The 21,922-nt window shown below is 46.2% G+C and carries 17 protein-coding genes; all 17 read left to right on the forward strand.

Annotated features, from left to right (window positions below; genetic code table 11):
• The first annotated feature begins 266 nt into the window (after positions 1-266).
• The 17 genes from mraZ to DWX57_RS01190 all read left to right on the forward strand — a co-directional run bounded on the left by mraZ (position 267) and on the right by DWX57_RS01190 (position 21,544).
• Positions 267-719 carry a division/cell wall cluster transcriptional repressor MraZ gene (gene mraZ, locus DWX57_RS01110; RefSeq protein ID WP_015533171.1) on the forward strand — a complete coding sequence of 151 codons (453 nt, stop codon included), beginning with the start codon at positions 267-269 and terminating at the stop codon, positions 717-719.
• Positions 720-738: 19 nt separating this feature from the next.
• Positions 739-1,674, forward strand: coding sequence for a 16S rRNA (cytosine(1402)-N(4))-methyltransferase RsmH (gene rsmH / locus DWX57_RS01115; protein ID WP_015533170.1), 936 nt, complete (start codon positions 739-741; stop codon positions 1,672-1,674).
• Between the two features lie 27 nt (positions 1,675-1,701).
• A complete protein-coding gene (locus tag DWX57_RS01120) occupies positions 1,702-2,277 on the forward strand; it encodes a hypothetical protein (protein ID WP_120122895.1) in 576 nt (191 codons plus the stop codon).
• A gap of 37 nt (positions 2,278-2,314) precedes the next feature.
• Positions 2,315-4,612 carry a peptidoglycan D,D-transpeptidase FtsI family protein gene (locus tag DWX57_RS01125; RefSeq protein WP_118757602.1) on the forward strand — a complete coding sequence of 766 codons (2,298 nt, stop codon included), beginning with the start codon at positions 2,315-2,317 and terminating at the stop codon, positions 4,610-4,612.
• Positions 4,613-4,801: 189 nt separating this feature from the next.
• Positions 4,802-6,547: a peptidoglycan D,D-transpeptidase FtsI family protein gene (locus DWX57_RS01130; protein ID WP_120123137.1), complete on the forward strand. Its 1,746-nt coding sequence runs from the start codon at positions 4,802-4,804 to the stop codon at positions 6,545-6,547.
• Positions 6,548-6,617: 70 nt separating this feature from the next.
• A complete protein-coding gene (gene mraY, locus DWX57_RS01135; RefSeq protein ID WP_022217211.1) occupies positions 6,618-7,577 on the forward strand; it encodes a phospho-N-acetylmuramoyl-pentapeptide-transferase in 960 nt (319 codons plus the stop codon).
• Between the two features lie 46 nt (positions 7,578-7,623).
• The gene (gene murD / locus DWX57_RS01140; RefSeq protein WP_120122896.1) at positions 7,624-8,985 is read left to right on the forward strand and encodes a UDP-N-acetylmuramoyl-L-alanine--D-glutamate ligase; all 1,362 of its coding nucleotides are present in this window, start codon (positions 7,624-7,626) and stop codon (positions 8,983-8,985) included.
• Between the two features lie 38 nt (positions 8,986-9,023).
• Positions 9,024-10,136: an FtsW/RodA/SpoVE family cell cycle protein gene (locus DWX57_RS01145; protein ID WP_242992592.1), complete on the forward strand. Its 1,113-nt coding sequence runs from the start codon at positions 9,024-9,026 to the stop codon at positions 10,134-10,136.
• A gap of 24 nt (positions 10,137-10,160) precedes the next feature.
• Positions 10,161-11,612 (forward strand): cell division protein FtsQ/DivIB, encoded by a 1,452-nt coding sequence (locus DWX57_RS01150; RefSeq protein WP_120122897.1) that lies wholly within the window; start codon positions 10,161-10,163, stop codon positions 11,610-11,612.
• A gap of 125 nt (positions 11,613-11,737) precedes the next feature.
• Complete coding sequence (gene ftsZ, locus DWX57_RS01155) at positions 11,738-13,027, forward strand: cell division protein FtsZ (protein ID WP_022217215.1); 1,290 nt, start codon at positions 11,738-11,740, stop codon at positions 13,025-13,027.
• 88 nt (positions 13,028-13,115) lie between these two features.
• Positions 13,116-14,636, forward strand: coding sequence for an NAD(P)H-hydrate dehydratase (locus DWX57_RS01160; protein WP_117548713.1), 1,521 nt, complete (start codon positions 13,116-13,118; stop codon positions 14,634-14,636).
• Positions 14,620-15,792 (forward strand): alanine racemase, encoded by a 1,173-nt coding sequence (gene alr, locus DWX57_RS01165; RefSeq protein ID WP_330416291.1) that lies wholly within the window; start codon positions 14,620-14,622, stop codon positions 15,790-15,792. The genes DWX57_RS01160 and alr overlap by 17 nt, the downstream gene beginning before the upstream one ends.
• Before the next feature lie 103 nt (positions 15,793-15,895).
• Positions 15,896-16,240 carry a type II toxin-antitoxin system PemK/MazF family toxin gene (locus tag DWX57_RS01170; protein WP_055144003.1) on the forward strand — a complete coding sequence of 115 codons (345 nt, stop codon included), beginning with the start codon at positions 15,896-15,898 and terminating at the stop codon, positions 16,238-16,240.
• Positions 16,241-16,270: 30 nt separating this feature from the next.
• Positions 16,271-17,071, forward strand: a complete 801-nt coding sequence (locus tag DWX57_RS01175; protein WP_118016697.1) for a hemolysin family protein — start codon at positions 16,271-16,273, stop codon at positions 17,069-17,071.
• Between the two features lie 46 nt (positions 17,072-17,117).
• Entirely contained in the window at positions 17,118-17,867 is a 750-nt protein-coding gene (locus tag DWX57_RS01180; RefSeq protein ID WP_015533161.1) for a YebC/PmpR family DNA-binding transcriptional regulator, read from the forward strand.
• Between the two features lie 187 nt (positions 17,868-18,054).
• Positions 18,055-19,791: an ABC transporter ATP-binding protein gene (locus DWX57_RS01185; RefSeq protein ID WP_120122898.1), complete on the forward strand. Its 1,737-nt coding sequence runs from the start codon at positions 18,055-18,057 to the stop codon at positions 19,789-19,791.
• Positions 19,784-21,544 (forward strand): ABC transporter ATP-binding protein, encoded by a 1,761-nt coding sequence (locus DWX57_RS01190; protein WP_120122899.1) that lies wholly within the window; start codon positions 19,784-19,786, stop codon positions 21,542-21,544. The genes DWX57_RS01185 and DWX57_RS01190 overlap by 8 nt, the downstream gene beginning before the upstream one ends.
• Positions 21,545-21,922 lie beyond the last annotated feature (378 nt).

Here is a 21,922-nt window from a genome sequence, read left to right on the forward strand (position 1 = left end):
CAGATAAATACCCACAAGGTGGAGATATCCCCCACGAAATGGGAAAAAACTGGGATTTGTCTCCACCATAAAAAGCCTGTAGGTTTGACAGTGAAAACTGTTAGATCTACAGGCTTTTTTGCGTATTTGCACACACTTTTTTCATATAACAGGGTTGCAATTTGGGGGGCTATAGTATAGAATAGTGGTTACAAGTGGCATTACTGTGCAACTAAGTGGTGGAAAGTGGTGATTGAACCGGAGTTATACGAAAGGAGGAGATCGGGATGTCCAGATGCTTATCAGGTGAATATGAACATAAGCTTGATGCAAAAGGAAGACTGATCATGCCATTAAAACTTCGTTCTGAACTCGGGGAGTCATTCATGGTAACCAAAGGAATCGACTGCTGTCTCTATGTATATGGAATGACAGAGTGGGAGGAGTTCGTTGAGAAGCTGAACAAGCTTCCTATGACCAACAGAACGGCCAGAGCCTTCAAGAGAGGTTTTCTTGCCGGAGCGGTCAAGTGTGAGCCGGATGCACAGGGAAGAATACTTCTATCTCCGAAGCAGAGAGAATATGCTCATATAGACAAGGATGTGTATGTCATCGGTAACGGTGAGAAAGCGGAGATCTGGAGCAAGGAAGAGTGGGATGGCCCTGAGAACATGAGTGATAATCAGGCCAGCATGGACGAGCTTGCAGATGAGCTTGATGCACTTGATTTTAGTTTTTAGAAGAGAATGGTAATTGATTATGGAATTTGCGCACAAGTCGGTCTTGCTTGAGGAGACCATCGACAACCTGAATATCAAGCCGGATGGCATCTATGTGGATGGCACATTAGGGGGAGCCGGACACTCAGAGCAGATTGTGAAGAGGCTTGGTGAGGGCGGCAGGCTTATAGGTATCGACCAGGATGAGGATGCCATAGCTGCAGCGTCGAAGAGACTTGAGCCGTATGGGGATAAGGTGACCATAGTCAGGGATAATTACCAGAATTTCAGAAGAATATTGGATGAACTGAACATACAGAAGGTGGACGGGATACTCCTTGATCTGGGAGTGTCTTCATATCAACTCGATAATGCGGATAGAGGATTCACATATCGGGTTGATGCTCCACTGGATATGAGGATGGACAACAGGCAGACAAAGACTGCAAAGGATATAGTCAATGATTATTCCGAGGCTGAGCTGTTCCGTATACTTAAGGATTATGGAGAGGAGAGATATGCAAAGAGTATTGCATACCACATTTGCAAGTACCGTGAGAACAAGGTGATAGAGACCACCGAAGAGCTCAACGATATAATCCGTGGCTCCATACCGGCAAAGGCGAGGAATGGACAGGGACATCCGTCCAAGCAGACATTTCAGGCGATCAGGATAGAGCTTAACAGAGAGCTTGATGTGCTCAGGGATTCAATAGACGGCATGATAGCAAGCCTGAATCCGGGAGGAAGATTGTGTATCATCACATTTCATTCCCTTGAGGATCGGATAGTGAAGCTAGCATTCAGGAAAAATGAAAATCCATGCATTTGTCCACCGAACTTTCCGGTGTGCACATGCGGAAGAAAGCCTCTCGGCAAGGTGATAACGAGGAAACCGATCATACCGGGAGAAAGGGAGCTTGAGGAGAATTCCAGATCAAAGAGCTCAAAGCTCAGAGTGTTTGAGGCAATTTGACAGATATAAATGAAAGAGGCGATATAGATGGCAGATAGAAGATACTACACAGAGGGTAGTTCTGCAAGACAACTGAATTATGATGACCGGACTGGACGTAACAGATCCCGCGAAGCTGTAGTCAGAGGCTCAGCCGCTCCGGCGAGAAGACCACAGCCTTCAGTTAGACCTGAGAGAGCTCCACAGCCGGCGCGAAGAAAGAAACAGGGATCATCTCATCTGACTGACAGAGAGAGACGAGAGCTTGCAGCCAGAAAGGCACAGAGAAAGGCAGTTACAAATGCACAAATAAGATATACGGCGGGCATGGTTGCTGCGATAATCGTTGCGGTGGCGCTGTGCTGTTATCTTCTGAAACTTACATCAGATGTCAAGTCACAGAAGGAGTCAGTGGCAACGCTGAAGAGTCAGGTGGCAACACAGCTTGACGAGAATGCAAGCTACAGCGCAGGACTTGATTCCATGACAGATCTGGATGAGATATATAATATTGCAACTACTAAGCTCGGCATGGTATACTCACAGCCGGGACAAACATTATACTATTCACAGAATAATGATGATTACGTAGTACAGTACAAGGATGTCCCTAAGGCCAAGTAGTCTTAGGGATATTTAATTTTTAAGGTGGAAAGATAAAATGTCAAAGAGATCAAAGCTATTTTTAAAAGGAATGAGAAGAAAGACCAAGATCGCATATTTGCTGGTGGTGGGAGTTCTGGTGGCACTCACCATAAGAGTTGTGTACATCAACGTGGCAAATGGAAAGGAGTATTCGGAGGCGGTGGTTCTGCAGATGGACTACAATTCCACGGATATTCCGTATGAGAGAGGCGAGATACTGGACAGAAATGGAAATGTCCTTGCAAACAGTGAGAAGACCTACAGCCTGATACTTGAGCCTGTGAATATTCTGATCACGGAGAAGGGAAAGGCGGCAACAAGAGCTGCGGTGCTGGAGTATTTCGATGTGTCAGGAGACGATTTTGACAAGCACATTGCAAATGAGGATTCTTATTATGAGGTAGTCCTCAAGGATCTTCCATATACAAAGGTTAAGGCATTTGAGGATTACTGTAAGACCGATGAGGGCGCAGATGTCATAGGAGTGAGATTCGAGACGGTGTATAAGAGAAATTACCCAAATGGATCTCTGGCGTGTCACCTGCTCGGATACACCGCCAGCGGAAATGTTGGACAGGGTGGTATTGAGGGTTATTATAATGACTACTTAAACGGTGTGGATGGCAAGACTTACAGATATATGTCGGGATTAGGCGGCGTTGACTCGGAGACTGTGGCAGCCCAGAATGGTGAGACAGTAGTATCCACCATAGATATGAATATACAGAAGATTATAGAGGACAACATCACTGAGTATATGCAGAATACAGGTGCTAAGCAGATAGGTATCATAGCAATGGATCCAAACAATGGCGAGATACTTGGAATGGCAAGCTCACGTACCTACGATCCAAATGACCCGATGAACACACAGGCGCTCAGGAACATGACAGTCACCGTCACCCAGGAGGTTGAGATCGAGGGTGCAGATGAGAATGCGGACAGCCTGATAAGCGTTGAGAGTGCAAAGAAAAATACAACAGCAACAACGGAGAGCAGCGAGGATGGCACTACCACAGAATCATCCACAGAAGCGACCACCGAACAGAAGAATGTAAAGACTGAGGAAGTGGAATACGATTTCTCAAAGATGTCGGATGAAGAGTTCCATAGCACGATAGATGGATTTACATCAGACCAGTTATATGAGGCACTCAACTATGTATGGCAGAATTACTGTATAAGTGATGTGTTTGAGCCGGGTTCAACATACAAGGCATTTACCATAGCGGGAGCCATGGAGGATGGAGTGATCTCAGACGGAGATGAATTCCTCTGTGATGGTTCACAGGTCGTAGTCGAGGGAGAGAGCCCTATTTACTGTAGTTACAGAGCAGGACACGGAATGGTAGACGTCAAGAGAGCTCTGGCTGTTTCATGTAATGATGCATTGATGCAGATAGCGGACAAGGAGGGGCCAGAGACATTTGACAAATATCAGGTGATATTTAACATTGGTTCCAAGACAGGAATAGATCTCGAAGGTGAGACGACAGGTATTAAGTACGATGTGGAGAATCTTAATCCTACAGAGCTTGCGACATCTTCATTTGGACAGGGTGTTACAACATCCATGATCCAGATGGCAGCGGGATTCTGTTCTGTAATAAACGGCGGAAATTATTATGTGCCACATGTTGTCAAGAGACTTCTGGATTCAGACGGAAATGTGGTTGAGAATATGGATCCGGTGCTTGTCAGAAAGACCATATCCAAGGAAGTGTCGGATTACATGAAGACATACCTCCAGGCGGTTGTTGAGGAAGGTACAGGATATGCGGCTGGAATAGAGGGCTACACCATCGGTGGTAAGACAGGTACAGCCGAGAAGCTTCCTCGAGGAAATGGAAAATACGTACTGTCATTCATAGGATTCACCCCTGTTGAGAATCCTCAGATCATGCTTTACGTTGTAGTTGATGAGCCTCATGTTGAGGATCAGTCAGGATCAGGAGCAGGAGCAAAGCTGTTCAATCAGGTTATGCAGGATCTCCTTCCATACCTGAATGTATACTCAACAAACGGAGATGATGTGGCTTATGACGGAACGGAGGAACCGCTATCATCAGCATTTGACACGGATACAGAGACTGCAGATACAGAGGCGGCAACAGAGGATGCGGCTGCTGAGGACACATCAGCGGAAGATACATCAGCGGATGATACATCGACCGACGACACATCGGCGGATGACACGTCGTATGACGATACGGCAGACGACAGTTATACGGCGGACGATACATGGGAGGATGACAGCGGAACAGGCGATGACACGGATACGTGGAGCGGTGACGAGGACTATTCCGGCGAATGATAATTTACACAGTAAACCAAAGCATCGAAGGTGCAGATACACCTCCGGTGCTTTTTTAATGCAGAGATAGATTTGTACACGAATAGGCGAATACATGAGGCATCCGGCTAATATGATAATAAAAAAGTCCGGGATCAAGAGTTGAAGGTATACAGTTATAACAGGCGGAGGATAAAGTTTGTGTTCGTTATGGCGGCCCTAGCGCTGGGAGTTATAGTTGGCCGTCTTGCATACATAATGCTCTACAGGGGAGAATACTATAGTGAGAAAGCAGATTCCCTGCATGAGAGGGAGAGAAGCATAAAAGCTCCCAGGGGAAGGATATACGACAGAAATGGCAATATCATAGCGGACAACAAGGCGGTGTGTTCAATATCCGTGATACACAGCCAGATAGAGGATGAGGCGGAGGTCACAGAGCTTCTTACAAGATATCTGGATAAGGATCCGGCAGACATCAGGAAGAAGGTGGAGAAGGTATCCTCAAGGGAGCTCATAGCGTCAAATGTAGACAAGGAGACCGGAAAAAAGATCAAGGCGGCTGCTGTTCCGGGGATCAAGGTGGACGAGGATTACAAGCGCAGCTATCCATATGATACCCTTGCATCGAAGGTTATAGGCTTCACCGGTGCTGACAATCAGGGAATACTGGGCCTTGAGGTGACATATGACAGTGTGCTCACAGGGACAAATGGAAGCATAAATGCGGTCACGGATGCAAGGGGAATAGAGCTTGCGGAATATTCAGAAACCAGGACAGAGCCCATTTCCGGAAATGATCTCGTGACAACACTGGATCTCAATATACAGAGATATGTGACACAGGCTGCAGAGAAAGTCCTGATCGAGAAAAAAGCAAACAGGGTGTGTGCAATAACGATCAATCCCCAAAATGGCGAGATATATGCCATGGTGGATGTGCCGGAATACAATCTGAACGAACCGTTCAAACTGGTTAAGCCAGAGAACGATGGAGAGACAGACACAAGGGAAGATGCAGAGAGAAATAACAGCGCATCCGGGACATCCATGTTGCTGCCTACAGCCGGCAATATGGATGAGTTGAACAATATGTGGAGAAATTATCTGATAAGCGACACATATGAGCCGGGATCAACCGCCAAGATAATAACACTGACGGCAGCACTCGAGAAGGGAGCGGTCGACAGCAACTCAAACTTTTTCTGCCCGGGATATAAGATAGTTGAGGACAGAAGGATAAGGTGCAGCAAGACCACGGGCCATGGAAGCCAGAGCCTTAAGGAGGCGCTCATGAATTCCTGCAATCCGGCGTTTATGGAGATAGGAGAGAGAACAGGTGTGGATGGCATGTACGAGTATTATCACAAGCTGGGATTGTTCAGTCAGAGCGGAATAGACCTTCCCGGAGAGGCAAACTCCATCATGCATAAGAAGGAAAATGTCGGGCCGGTAGAGCTTGCCACCATGTCGTTTGGACAGTCATTCCAGGTGACTCCGATACAGTTCATATCTGCAGTGTGCACGGTTGTGAATGGAGGGCATACGGTAACTCCACATTTGGGAAAAAGGATAATAGACAGCAGTAAAGAAACTATTACAGCCATTGAATTTGACGAGCAGAGACAGGTTATAGATGAGGGGACATCACAGAAGATGCGGGAGATGCTTGAGGCAGTCGTTGCCGAGGGCGGCGGATCAAAGTGTGCCATAGAGGGCTGCAGGATAGGCGGAAAGACCGCCACGAGCGAGAAACTTCCCAGAGGAACAGGCAGATACATATCTTCTTTTATAGGATTTGCGCCGGCGGATGATCCTCAAGTCCTGACGGTCGTGCTAATAGATGAGCCCGAGGGCACATATTATGGAGGAACCATAGCGGCCCCTGTTGTGAGAGATATTTTTTTGAATATTCTTCCCTATTTGGGAATTGACAAAGCCACAAATGAGTATTAAATTTATCTCAGTCTGAAAACAGTTTAAGAAATACATAGTCCGCGGTGTGCGGGCAGGTAAGGAGTACAAAATGAATTTAGATTTAAAGATTGTTTTACCGGTAGTGATAGCATTCTGTATCAGCGTGGTGCTGTGCCCTATAGTTATACCGTTCCTGAAGAAGCTCAAGTTCGGTCAGTTTGTCAGGGATGACGGCCCACAGGCACATTTGAAGAAGGCCGGAACACCAACCATGGGTGGACTTATAATCCTTCTGTCACTTACGATCACGACGCTTATCTATATGAAGAAATATCCGGATGTCCTTCCGGTGCTTTTTGTGACACTTGGATTTGGACTTATCGGATTTATCGATGATTACATCAAAGTTGTTATGAAGAGATCAATGGGACTTCACGCATGGCAGAAGATGCTCGGACAGATTGTCGTTACGGGAGTATTTGCATATTATGTAGAGAAGTATTCAGATATCAACAATGAGCTTATAATACCATTCCTTGGCAAGACGGTTCAGCTCAACAGCACACTCTATGTGATACTGTTGTTCTTCATCGTGCTTGGAACAGTTAATGGTGCGAACTTCACAGATGGACTTGACGGACTTGCGTCATCAGTCACGGTTCTCATAGCCACATTCTTTGCGGTTGTAGCAGTGGGAACAGACTCAGGTGTTGCTCCGGTTGCCTGCGCAGCGGTTGGATGTCTTCTTGGCTTCCTTGTGTACAATGTGTACCCTGCAAAGGTATTCATGGGAGACACAGGTTCTCTGGCACTCGGTGGATTTGTTGCATCAACAGCGTATATGCTCAAGATGCCTATATTCATAGTTATAATAGCTTTCATATACTTCATTGAAGTATTATCAGTTATAATACAGGTTGTTTCATTCAAGCTTACAGGCAAGAGAGTGTTCAGAATGGCACCTATACATCATCATTTTGAGCTCGGGGGATGGCCTGAGTCAAAGGTCGTTGCTATATTTTCTATAGTGACTGCAGTCCTCTGTGTGGTAGGTTTACTGGCTCTGTAATGTAGAAAGGAGAAAATGGTGCAGTGGTGCACCATGGTGAAATGATATGGAGATCAATACAGCGATAGTAGCAGGAACAGGAAAGAGTGGAATCAGTGCAACCAAGCTTCTGGTAAATCATGGAGTAAAGGTTTATCTGTTCGATGAGAACAAGGACAGAGATATAGAGGCGATAAAGGAGAAGACAGGCGATTCAGAGCTTGTTCAGATAGAACTCGGTGAGCTTGGAGAGGATGCCCTCTCATCATCACAGCTCATGGTCATCAGTCCGGGAATCCCTGTTGATGCGCCATTTACAGATGTGGTGAGAAATGCGGGAATACCTATCTGGAGTGAGATAGAGCTGGCATACCATTATGGTAAGGGTAAGATAGCAGCCATAACAGGAACAAACGGCAAGACTACAACTACAGCCCTTGTGGGAGAGATAGTCAAGGCACACAATGCCAAGACCATCGTTGTGGGAAATATTGGAATACCTTACACAGAGCTGTGCGACACAACAGACGATGATTCAGATACAGTTGCAGAGATAAGCAGTTTCCAGCTTGAGACGGTTATAGATTTTCATCCGAATGTCAGTGCAATACTCAACCTGACTCCGGATCATCTGAACAGGCACTATACATTTGAGAATTATGGAAATGTAAAGTTTTCAATAACAAAGAATCAGACCATGGATGATGTGACAGTCCTCAACTATGATGATGAGCATACACGCGCCATGGGAGAGAAGGCAAAGGATCATTGCCATGTAGTATATTTCAGCAGACTGGAGAAGCCGGCCGGTGGAGTATATGTAGAGGATGGGGATATCATCCTCGAGGATGGCGATAAGAAGATCAATGTACTTGCCATTAAGGATCTTAAGCTCATGGGAGCTCACAATGTTGAGAATGTTCTGGCAGCAGTTGGAATATCATATTATATGGGAGTCCCTGTTGATGTTATCAGAGATGTTGCAACATCATTCAAGGCTGTTGCTCATAGAATAGAATATGTTGACACCGTCGATGGTGTCGCATACTACAATGATTCAAAGGGAACAAACCCTGATGCAGCCATAAAGGGAATACAGGCCATGGTGGCTCCTACCTTCCTCATAGGTGGAGGCTACGACAAGGGTTCTGAGTACGACGAGTGGATAGAGGCGTTTGACGGCAAGGTAAAGTGGCTTGTTCTCATAGGCCAGACTGCGCAGAAGATAGCTGACTGTGCCAAGAGACATGGATTTAACTCAATTATATTTGAGGAGAATCTTCAGGATGCGGTAGCATATTGCCATGAGAATGCGGTTGACGGAGATGCGGTGCTTCTCTCACCTGCATGTGCAAGCTGGGGACAGTTTGACAACTACGAGCAGAGAGGCGATATGTTCAAGAAGTATGTAAGAAGCTATAAGGAGTGATCTGATTGCATGGAGGTCCTGAGGTTTCAGAAGATAGAGTGAGAGATGCACGAAAACGGTGTCCGGGAGGATATGTGGATGTGACCATGCTCCTGGCGCTGGGGATGATTCTGATATTTGGGCTTGCCATGATATACAGTACGAGCAGTTACAGGGCGTACGACCTGTACGGAGATCAGATGTACTTTTTTAAAAGACAGGCACTTTATATGTTGCTGGCGATCCTCGCCATGTACATAGTGTCAAGATATGACTACAGGCGACTGCTCAGGCTGTCTGCGGTCATTTTGCTGTCATCACTTGTTCTTCAGGTGGTGGTGCTGATAATAGGAACGGCCAGCCATGGGTCAGCAAGATGGATATATATTGGACCTATAGGATTTCAGCCATCAGAATATGCCAAGACGGCGATCATAATCTACACCTCGGCGAGGACTGCCGTGGAGAGCAAAAATCTGTGCAGACCGGGCTGCCTTATAAAGGTAATGATCCTGCCCGTGATCACCATAGCCCTGATCGGTGTGGAGAATCTCAGCACGGCTATAATCTGTTTTGCAATCCTTTTTGTAATATTGTTTGTGGGAAGCCCCAGGGTCAGACATTTTGTTCTGATCGGTATATTTGGTGTTGTCGGGAGTGTGCTTTTCATAATGTTCGCAGGCTACAGGGCGAACAGAGTCAAGATATGGCTTGATCCTGAGAATTACGCAGATGGCTATCAGACGGTTCAGTCGTTATATGCCGTTGGTTCCGGTGGACTGTTTGGAGTGGGCTTTGGGAGAAGTGTCCAAAAGATGGGGTTTATTCCGGAGTCACATAATGATATGATATTCTCAGTCGTGTGTGAGGAGCTCGGAATTGTCGGAGCGGCATTTATACTTATCATTTTTCTTATATTACTTAGGCGGATGGCTGTGACGGCCATGAATGCCAGAGACAGATTTGGAAGCATGCTCACAGCGGGAGTGATGGCACATGTGGCGGTCCAACTGCTGATAAATGTGAGTGTTGTCACGAATACCATTCCGCCGACAGGTGTGCCGATGCCATTTGTCAGTTATGGCGGAAGTTCGATAATTTTCATTCTGATGGAGATGGGGATAGTGATGTCCGTATCCAGAGGAATTTCGTATGACGAAACAGACATATGACAGATCCTTTAAAGGAAGATTTGAATGGAAAACAACAATAGACGAAATGTTAATAAAAATAGAATGAGCAGAAATGTTGATGTTGCGCAGACCAGACGTGAAAGCGGCTATGTGGATGTTATGACCGGAAAACGCCTCGACGGAAGGGTCAAGGTTCCGGTTGATAAGAGAAGACAGCAGACAGACAGCCGCAATGGACAGCGGAGAGCAGACGGAGATATGCGCCGCAGGACGGATGAGCAGACACGAAGAAGGCCTGATGGGGAGCACCGCAGAACAGGCGAACAGGCGCGCAGAAGACCAGACGGAGAGCGTCGCAGATCTGACGAGCAGGTGCGCAGAAGACCAGACGGAGAGCGCCGCAGATCTGACGAACAGGTGCGCAGGAGACCAGACGGAGAGCGCCGCAGATCTGACGGACAGGTGCGCAGGAGACCAGATGGAGAGCACCGCAGATCTGATGAGCAGGTGCGCAGGAGACCAGATGGAGAGCGTCGTAGATCTGATGAGCAGGTGCGCAGGAGACAGGATGGAGAGCGTCGCAGACCGGATGACCGGATGCGCAGAGAGGATGCAGAAAACCGCAGATCCGAGGAGAGACGCAGGCGTAAGCAAGATCAGGCGGTTGCTGCAAAAAAGAAGAACAAGAAAAAACGCAAAAAAGAGGGCAGAAAGCTTACCCCGGAGGAGATAGAGAGAAAGAAGAAGCTGCAGGCGGAGAAACTTGCCAGAAGAAAGGCGAGACGTGAGAAGGCGGCAAGGATATTCAAGATAGTTCTCAAGATACTTCTCATTCTGGTGGTGCTGTGTGCTATAGCGTTTGTATACATACGTACATGTTATAAATTGAAGTCCATAAAAGTGACCGGAACTGATCACTACACTGACCAACAGATGGTCGATATCGTGACCGGCGGTAAGGATTATGGCAATACGCTGCTGTTTATACTTGAGAGCAGACTGAATCCTGCCCAGGATGTAACCTTTATAGATAAGATAGACGTCACATATGTGAACAGGAATTCAGTAGAGATCACGGTGTACGAGAAGGCCATGGCGGGCTGCATAAAGTACAGCGATCAGTATGCATATTTTGATGGCGATGGTATCGTGCTCGAGATATCCGATGCAAAGCTTGATGATGTTCCTTGTATAGAGGGACTTACAAGTGACAGCGTGGAGCAGGGAAAGAAGCTTGATGTCGGTGATTCGGGATTCTTCCAGGAGATACTGACTATGACACAGCTCATTTACAAGAGCGGAATACAGATAGACAAGATTACTTATGACACAGATCAGAATCTCATACTTCACAAGGATGGAATAAAGATCAGGATCGGCGACGGTGAAAACCTGGAGACGAAATTCATGAATCTTGAGAGCATACTTGAGAGCGTGAAGGGTAAAAAGGGAACTCTTGATATGTCGAATTACAGTGAATCGCAGAGGAACGTTATCTTTAAAGAAAATAAATAAAAAATTTCTTGCGTAATGATATAAAAAATCGTATTATATAGGTACTAATGCGATAAAACGGTCAGCTTTTGAGCAGATGACAATGATTGATGGATAAAGAATAAGTATATAAGGAGGATGCAACCGTGCTTGAGATAAAATCAAATGACGAGAGAACACCGGCAAGGATTCTTGTAATTGGTGTCGGCGGTGCAGGTAACAATGCTGTTAACAGAATGATCGATGAGAATGTTGAGGGAGTGGAACTTATCGCTATCAATACAGATAAGCAGGCTCTTTCACTCAGCAGAGCTACAACAAAGATCCAGATAGGTGAGAAACTTACCAAGGGTCTTGGTGCTGGTGCAAAGCCTGAGATCGGTGCCAGCGCTGTAGAGGAGAATAGAGAAGAGATCGTAGACATCATCAAGGACGCCAACATGGTATTCGTAACATGTGGTATGGGTGGTGGAACAGGAACAGGCGCTGCCCCTGTCGTTGCAGAGATGGCACGTAACCTTGGTATCCTCACAGTCGGAGTTGTCACAAAGCCATTTGGTTTTGAGGGCAAGCCTCGTATGAGAAACGCAATCGAAGGTATAGAGAGACTTAAGGAGAATGTGGATACACTTATTGTTATCCCTAACGACAAGCTCCTTCAGATCTGTGATAAGAGAACAAGTATTCCTGATGCGCTGAAGAAGGCAGATCAGGTACTGCAGCAGGGTGTTCAGGGTGTTACAGACCTTATCAATAAGCCGGGTCTTATCAACCTTGACTTTGCAGATATACAGACAGTTATGAGAGATAAGGGTATCGCTCATATCGGTATAGGTTCAGCAAGCGGAGAGAACAAGGCTGTTGACGCCATCAAGGAGGCTATGGATTCACCACTTCTTGAGACAACCGTTTCGGGTGCAACAGATATCATCGTAAACTTCTCAGGTAACATTGGTATCGTTGAGGCTTATGATGCTGTTACATATCTTACAGAGCAGGCTGGAGATGGAGTCAACATCATCTTCGGTACAGTTGACAATGACAACATGGGTGAGGATATAAGCATCACGATCATTGCTACAGGTCTTGAGAGATCAGGCGAGAGCGATGTCACCGCAAGATATGCAGGTACTGCATCTCCTATGGGAACAATGACCACACCTAAGCCAGCAGTTACAACAACACCTGCTGCAGAGCCAAAGACTGCTACATATGCAGGCCAGAGCCTTGGAACACACAGCACTCAGACAAGCACAAGACCATCGTTCCTCGGCGGTCAGACAACTGAGACTGCTCCGGCAGCAAAGCCAGCATACACAGCACCTGTGACACCAGCACAGCAGACACCTGTAACATCAACACCAGTTGAGCCGGCACATGTGTCAAGACCAAAGACAGAGAGTATCAAGATTCCTGATTTCCTCAAGAAGAGATAAGGAAGAGATCGGAAGATTTTTATAGGTAAGTATAAAACGGGTAATTTCGAGAGAAATTATCCGTTTTCTTCAATAAGGAGGCAGAAATATGTTTTATGTTGCAGACCGAACAGAGATGCAGGAGATAGACAGGCTGACCATAGAGGAAAAGGGTGTGCCAGGGATCCTGCTTATGGAGAGAGCTGCGATCACCGTGCTGGAGGAGATAAATTCCAGACTGAAGTCTATAAACGCGGACAGAAAATTAAAGTGCCTTGTGGTTGTTGAAGGCGGCAATAACGGCGGGGACGGACTGGCTCTTGCGAGACTTCTGTACCAGCAGGGAGATATTGTCCATGTCTGTTATATAAATGGAATATCGAGAGTAAGCGACAGCTTTTCATATCAGCTTGAAATAGCGAAAAAAATCGGCATACAGGTGACGGATCACATCATTGACAGTGATTACGATGTGGTTGTGGACGGAATATTTGGCGTCGGACTCAAGCGTGATGTGGCGGGAATATGGAGAGAGACCATAGAGACGATGAACGGACTTGTCGGCTTTAAGGTTGCCATAGATACCCCGTCAGGTGTGGATGCCAGCACGGGGCAGATCATGGGATGTGCATTCAGGGCAGGCATGACGGTCACATTTGGACTGAATAAAAGAGGGCTGATATTTTATCCCGGCTGCGAGATAAGCGGAGAGGTCGTTGTGAGAGACATAGGATTTGCACAGGCTGAAGTGGACAGAGTACACCCGGTGGCATATTCCTACAACAGAGACGATCTGTGCATGCTTCCGGGACGGAGTGATTCATCAAATAAGGGAACATATGGAAAGCTTGCGGTGATAGCTGGAAGCAGAGACATGTCCGGTGCCATGACATTTGCGGCGGAGGCTGCATACAGGATGGGAACAGGGCTTGTGAAGATATACACACATATCGACAACAAGGAGATAGCAGGAGTAAGAATTCCTGAGGCAGTGCTTATGTGCTATAGCAACAAAGATGAAGCGGAGCAGTGTGCAAGGGATGCCGTGGAGTGGTCGGATGCCATACTGATCGGTCCTGGTATAGGAAAAGGCGATGCGGCAAGGAGCATGGTGGAATATATTATGTGCGAGGCCGTGCAGACCGTGATCGCGGATGCGGATGCCTTGAACATAATATCCGAAAAGCCCGATATTCTTGGAAGACACAGAGGACCGGTGATCGTAACACCACATATAGGAGAGATGTCAAGACTTACAGGCGTCGCCATACCGGATATAAAAAAGAATATATTAGAGGTGTGCAAAGACTTTTCGATGGAGTATAATGTTGTAAGTGCGCTGAAAGATGCCAGAACATGCGTAAGTGACGGCAGGGATGTGTACATAAACACATCCGGTAATAACGGTATGTCAACTGCGGGGGCAGGGGATGTGCTTGCCGGGATAATAGCTGGGCTTGTCTGCACCGGACTTGGTGCGTATGAGGCTGCGAAGCTGGGAGTATATATACATGGGTTGGCAGGAGATATGGCGGCAGAGCACAGAGGAAGAAATGCAATGATAGCCAGGGATATAGTGAGCGCTATATCGGAGGTTATAAAAGGAGCAGAACATGATGGACAACAGTAACTTTAACAGAGTGCAGGCTGTGATAAATCTTGACAATATAAGGGATAATATCACGGCTATGAAAAGGCTTATAGACGGTGATAAGAAGATGCTGGCGGTCATAAAGGCAGACGCCTATGGACACGGCGCTGTCGAGGTGGCAGAGGCACTTGATGATCTGGTGGATTTCTTTGCAGTGGCATTCATCGATGAGGCTTTGGAGCTCAGAAGAGCAAATATAGATAAGCCCATATTGATACTGGGCTACACAGATCCCTCGGATTACGAACTGATTATCAGATATGATGTTAGACCTGCCATGTATGAGGTGGACGATGCACAGAAGCTCTCGGATTTGGCGGTGAGCATGAATACAAAGGCAAAGATCCATATCAAGGTCGATACAGGCATGGGAAGAATCGGATTCACATGTGATGAAGATGGCGTGAAGAACATAGAAAAGATCAGTCAGATGCCGGGCATAGAGATAGAGGGGATATTTACCCATTACGCAAAGGCTGATGAACTCGACAAGACCGCTGCAAATGGTCAGCTTGAGAAGTTCAGGTGGATAAACAGCCAGCTTGAGGCACTTGGAATACACATACCTGTAAGGCATATATCTAACAGTGCGGGTATCATGGAGATGGACAATTCGGATTTTGATATGGTCAGATCGGGAATAGTCACATACGGACTTTATCCATCAGATGAAGTAGATAAGAATATAGCGGCTTTGAAACCTGCTATGAGACTTATGTCCAAGGTTATATTTGTGAAGGACGTAAAAGCCGGAACAGGTATAGGATATGGATGGTCCTATATAGCGGATCATGATATAAAGGTTGCGACGGTGTCGGCAGGATATGCCGATGGATACCCAAGAGCACAGTCCAATATAGGCCGAGTTATCATCCATGGAGAGTATGCTCCGATCATCGGAAGGGTGTGCATGGATCAGTTCATGGTTGACGTGAGCCACATTGATGGTGTAAAAGTAAGAGATGACGTAACTCTCATCGGACAGGATGGAGACAGAGAGGTAACTGTCGAGGAGGTGGCAGCGCCTGCCAACAGCTTTAATTACGAGCTGGTATGTAACATATCAAGACGAGTTCCGAGAACATACATAAGGGACGGCAGAGAGCTTGGACAGGTAAACTATCTTCTGGATTAACGAATAACCGGTACTGTCATGGGCAATACTTTTTTTAGAGTGGAATACATACTATATAAGTATATAGCCACATTCAATGAAAGTATTTGTGGGGTGAACAGAATTGGTGATCAGACGTGGGGATATTTATTACGCGGATCTAAGACCGGTGGTTGGATCGGAGCAGGGAGGCATACGACCTGTTATAGTAGTTCAGAATGAGGCTGGGAACAGACACAGTTCCACGGTCATAATAGCTGCGATAACCAGCAAGATGAAGAGGCCAAAACTTCCAACACATATCATGCTTGATTCTTCAAGCTGTGATATAGCGAAGGATTCCGTCATATTGTTGGAACAGCTCAGGACTATAGACAAACAGCGCCTGAAAGAAAAGGTGTGTCACGTTGACGCTGATGTGCTGAGGCGCGTTGATGAAGCTCTGAAGATAAGTCTTGAACTGGCATAAAATAATATATGAGGTGATACAGACAATTATATGAAGATTTTTAACAAAAAATCAGAAGAGGAAAAGGTAGAAGAAGAGATCATATCCATGGTGAACGAGGGAAATGAGCAGGGACTTATAGAGGACTCTGAGGCCCAGTTTATTACAAACATATTTGAGTTCACTGACAAGGAGAGCAGAGATGTGATGACGGCCAGATTGAACGTCATGGCTATAGACAAGAACTCTGATCTGGACGAAGTCATGGAGATAATGATAGAGAATAACTATTCAAGATATCCGGTGTATGACGGTGATCTTGACAACGTAGTTGGAATAATCTATTTCAAGGATTTTGTGAAGGAATATCTGCGCGATAAGACGAAATCACTGGCTGAGATCATGGTTGAGGCTACATTTGTACATCCTACGTACAACATAGCAAAATTGTTCCGCAGGATGCAGACAGCAAAGATACATATGGTCATAGTTGTGGATGAGTATGGTCAGACAGAGGGAATTGTGACCATGGAGGATATTCTGGAAGAGATAGTCGGCAACATACTTGACGAGTACGATGACGCCAGCGAGGATATCAAGAAGCGTGGCGATATGTACATAGTCAGTGGTAAGGCTGAACTGGATGAGCTGAGTGACGTTCTGGGGATAGAATTCCCGGACGAGGACTTCCAGACGCTGAACGGATTTCTGCTGTATGAGCTGGGGAGACTTCCATATGCGGATGAGGAGATAGAGATAGTGTATCAGAACTACAGATTCACTTCCCTGTCGGTAAATAACAACATGATCGATGAGGTAAAGATCACAAAGGTTGAAAAAACACCGCAATAGTGATAATATACGTAACTAGTAATCAAGAGAAAGAGGAGAATTAACGATGTCAGGACATTCAAAATTTGCGAACATCAAGCACAAGAAGGAAAAGAACGATGCAGCAAAGGGTAAGATCTTCACAATCATTGGTAAGGAGATCGTGGTAGCAGTAAAGGAAGGCGGAGCAAATCCTGAGAACAACAGCAAGCTTCGTGATGTAATCGCCAAGGCAAAGGCGAACAACATGCCTAACGATACTATCAAGCGTGGTATCGAGAGAGCGGCAGGAGATGCAAACTCAGTAAACTATGTAGTGAATACATATGAAGGCTACGGTCCTAACGGTACCGCCATCATAGTAGACACTCTTACGGACAATAAGAACAGAACAGCAGCCAATGTGCGTAACTGCTTCACAAAGGGTGGCGGTAACGTAGGTACAACAGGCTGTGTATCATATATGTTTGATCACAAGGGACAGATCATCATTGCAAAGGAAGACTGTGATATAGATGCAGACGACCTCATGATGATGGCACTGGATGCAGGAGCTGAGGATTTCTCAGACGAGGATGACAGCTACGAGATCATCACAGCACCTGAGGATTTCTCGCAGGTAAGAGAGAGCCTTGAGAAGGAAGGCATAAAGATGGCTGAGGCTGAGCTCACAATGATACCTCAGAACTATGTTGATATAGACGATCCTGAGGTTGTCAAGAAGTTCACAAGGATTATAGATATGCTTGAGGAGGACGATGACGTTCAGGCAGTATATCACAATGCAAATCTTCCGGAAGAGGACGATGAGGACTGATATATAATTGCAAGGGATATGATAACATTGGTAACAGACAATTACTCAGATAATCAGCGCCATTGCAGCATAGCTTGAAATAGAACTTCCGCACCTTATATATGGTGTGGAAGTTCTATTTGAGTAATGACGACATGGATGGTATCTGTGTCTGTTATATACGGAATGAGTATTGTTAGGAGAAGAGATGAAGGGAATACTTAGATATCTTAAGGACTATAAGAAAGAGTCCATACTTGCCCCGCTTTTTAAGATGTTGGAGGCAACATTTGAATTGCTTATCCCGATCGTCATGGCAAATGTAATCGATGTCGGTATAGCAGGGCGTGACATAAGCTACGTTGTGAAGATGTGTCTCGTCATGATACTTTTGGGAATTATCGGTCTGGTGTGTTCTATCACCGCCCAGTATTTTTCGGCAAAGGCTGCTACAGGATTTGGAACAGCACTTCGAAATGATCTGTTCAGGCATATTACATCACTTTCATACACAGAGATCGACAGCATAGGAACATCCACACTGCTCACGAGAATGACCAGTGACACGAACCAGGTACAGACAGGAGTCAACATGGTGCTCAGACTGTTCCTCCGTTCACCGTTCATAGTGTTCGGTGCCATGATCATGTCATTCACCATCGACGTGAAGTCGGCCATGACATTTGTGGTGACCATACCGGCACTTTCAATTGTTGTGTTCGGTGTTATGGCACTCAGCATACCTCTGTTCAAGAAGGTGCAGAACAGACTGGACAGAGTCACACTGCTCACCCGTGAGGGACTTGAGGGCGCGAGAGTTATCAGAGCCTTCAACAGACAGGACAAGGAATTTGAGGAGTTTGACAAGTCCACGGATGACCTGATGAAGTTCCAGCTCCTTGCAGGACGTATATCAGCGTTCATGAATCCTGTCACTTATGTGATAATCAATCTCTCAACCGCAGCTATAATCTGGATCGCAGCGGGACAGACAGATGCGGGAATCATCACACAGGGAAAGGTCGTCGCACTTGTCAACTATATGTCACAGATACTCGTCGAGCTCATCAAGCTCGCAAACCTTATCGTGACGATCACCAAGGCTGTTGCCTGCGCAAAGAGAATAAATGCGGTCATGGATCAGCAACCATCGATAACAGACGGAACAGGCAAGGCAGCAGGATCACTGGCAAATACTGTAAAGGTAAGCTTTAGGGATGCAAATCTCAGATATGCTGGGGCCGGAGCAGATTCCCTGTCAGATATAACATTTGACGTGGCACCGGGCGAGACTGTGGGAATCATAGGCGGTACGGGTTCAGGAAAGAGTTCTCTTGTAAACATGATCCCAAGATTTTACGATGCCAGCCAGGGAAGCGTGTGCATAGACGGAGTTGACGTAAAGGACTACACCCTGGACGAGCTCAGGCATAAGGTCGGAGTGGTACCGCAGAAGGCTGTATTGTTTGCCGGAACAATAGCAGACAATATCAGGTGGGGCAAGCAGGATGCGACTGAAGCAGAGATAGACGAGGCGCTTGAGATAGCCCAGGCCAAGGAGTTTGTAGACGGCAAGGAGAATGGAATATACTTCAAGATCACCCAGGGGGGCAAGAACCTGTCGGGTGGACAAAAGCAGAGGCTTACCATAGCCAGAGCGGTCGTCAGAAAGCCTGAGATACTGATACTGGATGACAGCGCATCGGCGCTAGATTTTGCAACTGATGCGGCTCTCAGAAAAGCAATCAGGGAGAAGACAAAGGGCATGACTGTATTCCTTGTGTCACAGAGAGCGTCGACCATCATGAATTCGGATAAGATCATCGTCATGGATGATGGTCAGATAGCCGGGATAGGAACCCATCGTCAGCTGCTTTCTAACTGTGAGATATACAGGGAGATATGTCAGTCACAGCTTTCGGAGGAGGAACTGTCTCATGAGTAAAGATAAAGGGAATAAATCAGTAAATAAAAAGACGATACTCAGAATACTGAAGTATATCAAGAGATACAGGTTCCTCGTGGTTCTGTCTCTCATATGTGCAGCCATATCGGTCGTGCTCACACTGTATGCACCTATCATCATGGGACATGCAGTTGACAGGGTCGTTGGACCGGGAAAAGTAGATTTTACAGGACTTAAAGGAATGCTTGCAAAGCTTGTGATTGTGGTCGTTATAACGGCTGTTGCACAGTGGGTCATGAACGTGCTCAACAACATGATCACATACAGGGTGGTTAATGATGTAAGAACAAAGGCATATGAGAAGCTTGGCAGCCTGCCGCTCTCATATGTGGATTCACATACACACGGAGACATAGTCAGCAGGATCATAGCTGACGTAGACCAGTTCTCAGACGGACTTTTGATGGGATTTACACAGCTATTCACAGGAGTTATGACTATAGTAGGAACACTGTGCTTCATGCTGTCGATCAACTGGATCATAGCCATTGTGGTCGTATGTATCACTCCGGTATCACTCTTTGTTGCGTCATTCATAGCAAAGAGAACATACAGTATGTTCAGGAAGCAGGCTGAGATCAAGGGTGAGCTCACATCCCTTGTAAATGAGATGGTTGAGAACCAGAAGGTAGTCACAGCATTCTCCATGGAGGATGAGACCTGCGACAGATTCCAGGAGGTCAATGGAAGACTTAATGTGGCAGGACTTCAGGCTACATTCTTCTCATCGATAACAAATCCTAGTACAAGATTTGTCAACAGCCTCGTGTACACAGGCGTTGGAATCATAGGTGCCATAACAGCTATAAAGGGCTTTATATCAGTTGGACAGCTCACAAGTTTCCTGAGCTATGCAAATCAGTATACAAAGCCGTTCAATGAGATATCAGGCGTTGTCACAGAGCTTCAGAACGCGCTGGCATCCGCTGCCAGAGTGTTTGAGCTTATAGACGAGGACCCAGAGGCTGCAGAGCCTGCTGGCGCACACGAGCTCACAGACGTTCACGGTGAGGTGGACCTTAAGAATGTTGACTTCTCATACAACAAAGATGTGGAGTTCATCAAGAACCTCAATCTGAACGTGAAGAACGGACAGAGAATAGCAATAGTGGGACCTACAGGCTGTGGTAAGAGTACAGTCATCAACTTGCTCATGAGATTCTACGATGTGGATGCCGGAAGCATATCCGTGGATGGATATGACATAAGAGAGGTCACAAGAAAGAGCCTCCGCGGCAATTACGGAATGGTACTTCAGGAGACTTGGCTTAAGAGCGGCACGATAAGGGACAATATAGCATACGGAAGACCGGACGCAACGGATGAGGAGATCGTCGAGGCTGCAAAGCAGTCACATGCACACAGCTTTATTAAGAGACTTCCTGATGGCTATAACACATATATAACAGAGGATGGAGGCAATCTGTCACAGGGACAGAAGCAGCTCCTATGTATCACAAGGGTTATGCTTGATCTTCCACCTATGCTCATACTGGATGAGGCAACATCATCCATAGATACAAGAACTGAGATAAGGATACAGAGAGCATTTGCCAAGATGATGAAGGGCAGAACAAGCTTCGTGGTTGCACACAGACTGTCAACCATCAAGGAGTCAGATGTCATCCTAGTCATGAAGGACGGGCACATCATCGAACAGGGAAATCACGAGACACTGCTTGCAAAGGGCGGCTTCTACACGAATCTGTACAATTCCCAGTTTGCAAGATAATACAGAGAAATGCATAAATATAAAAGGGCTGTGCTTTGAGGTATACCTCACGGTACAGTCCTTTTTAACGGTGGTTAAAGCATTTATCTGTTATATTTCACGAACGCTTGCCAGTGGCGGGCTTTGTGTATATAATGTATGCGTGCGAGATGCGATACTCAGTGAAGTAGATTATAGGCAATTGCGAAATTCAAGAATTGAACATGCAAGAGGTGTTTAGCCGTACCAGATCAGGGGAATACGAAGTCGCCGGTACTTAGATGGCGCGTCAGCGGCATCTTTAGTACCGCTGCAGACTGAGTTAAGTGGAAACGACCCCTGATTGGTATGCTAAAGCACCTCTGCATATGTAATCATGTTTCGCAATTGCCTATAAAG

Origin of the sequence: Coprococcus sp. AF19-8AC, assembly GCF_003603115.1 — a bacterium.
Lineage (GTDB): Bacteria > Bacillota > Clostridia > Lachnospirales > Lachnospiraceae > Coprococcus > Coprococcus aceti.

What these genes read in the sequence shown, in the direction of transcription:
- mraZ (WP_015533171.1), top strand. Translation starts at nt 267, where the DNA reads ATGTCCAGATGCTTATCAGGTGAATATGAACATAAGCTTGATGCAAAA.
- rsmH (WP_015533170.1), top strand. Translation starts at nt 739, where the DNA reads ATGGAATTTGCGCACAAGTCGGTCTTGCTTGAGGAGACCATCGACAAC.
- DWX57_RS01120 (WP_120122895.1), top strand. Translation starts at nt 1,702, where the DNA reads ATGGCAGATAGAAGATACTACACAGAGGGTAGTTCTGCAAGACAACTG.
- DWX57_RS01125 (WP_118757602.1), top strand. Translation starts at nt 2,315, where the DNA reads ATGTCAAAGAGATCAAAGCTATTTTTAAAAGGAATGAGAAGAAAGACC.
- DWX57_RS01130 (WP_120123137.1), top strand. Translation starts at nt 4,802, where the DNA reads ATGGCGGCCCTAGCGCTGGGAGTTATAGTTGGCCGTCTTGCATACATA.
- mraY (WP_022217211.1), top strand. Translation starts at nt 6,618, where the DNA reads ATGAATTTAGATTTAAAGATTGTTTTACCGGTAGTGATAGCATTCTGT.
- murD (WP_120122896.1), top strand. Translation starts at nt 7,624, where the DNA reads ATGGAGATCAATACAGCGATAGTAGCAGGAACAGGAAAGAGTGGAATC.
- DWX57_RS01150 (WP_120122897.1), top strand. Translation starts at nt 10,161, where the DNA reads ATGGAAAACAACAATAGACGAAATGTTAATAAAAATAGAATGAGCAGA.
- DWX57_RS01160 (WP_117548713.1), top strand. Translation starts at nt 13,116, where the DNA reads ATGTTTTATGTTGCAGACCGAACAGAGATGCAGGAGATAGACAGGCTG.
- alr (WP_330416291.1), top strand. Translation starts at nt 14,620, where the DNA reads ATGATGGACAACAGTAACTTTAACAGAGTGCAGGCTGTGATAAATCTT.
- DWX57_RS01175 (WP_118016697.1), top strand. Translation starts at nt 16,271, where the DNA reads ATGAAGATTTTTAACAAAAAATCAGAAGAGGAAAAGGTAGAAGAAGAG.
- DWX57_RS01180 (WP_015533161.1), top strand. Translation starts at nt 17,118, where the DNA reads ATGTCAGGACATTCAAAATTTGCGAACATCAAGCACAAGAAGGAAAAG.
- DWX57_RS01185 (WP_120122898.1), top strand. Translation starts at nt 18,055, where the DNA reads ATGAAGGGAATACTTAGATATCTTAAGGACTATAAGAAAGAGTCCATA.
- DWX57_RS01190 (WP_120122899.1), top strand. Translation starts at nt 19,784, where the DNA reads ATGAGTAAAGATAAAGGGAATAAATCAGTAAATAAAAAGACGATACTC.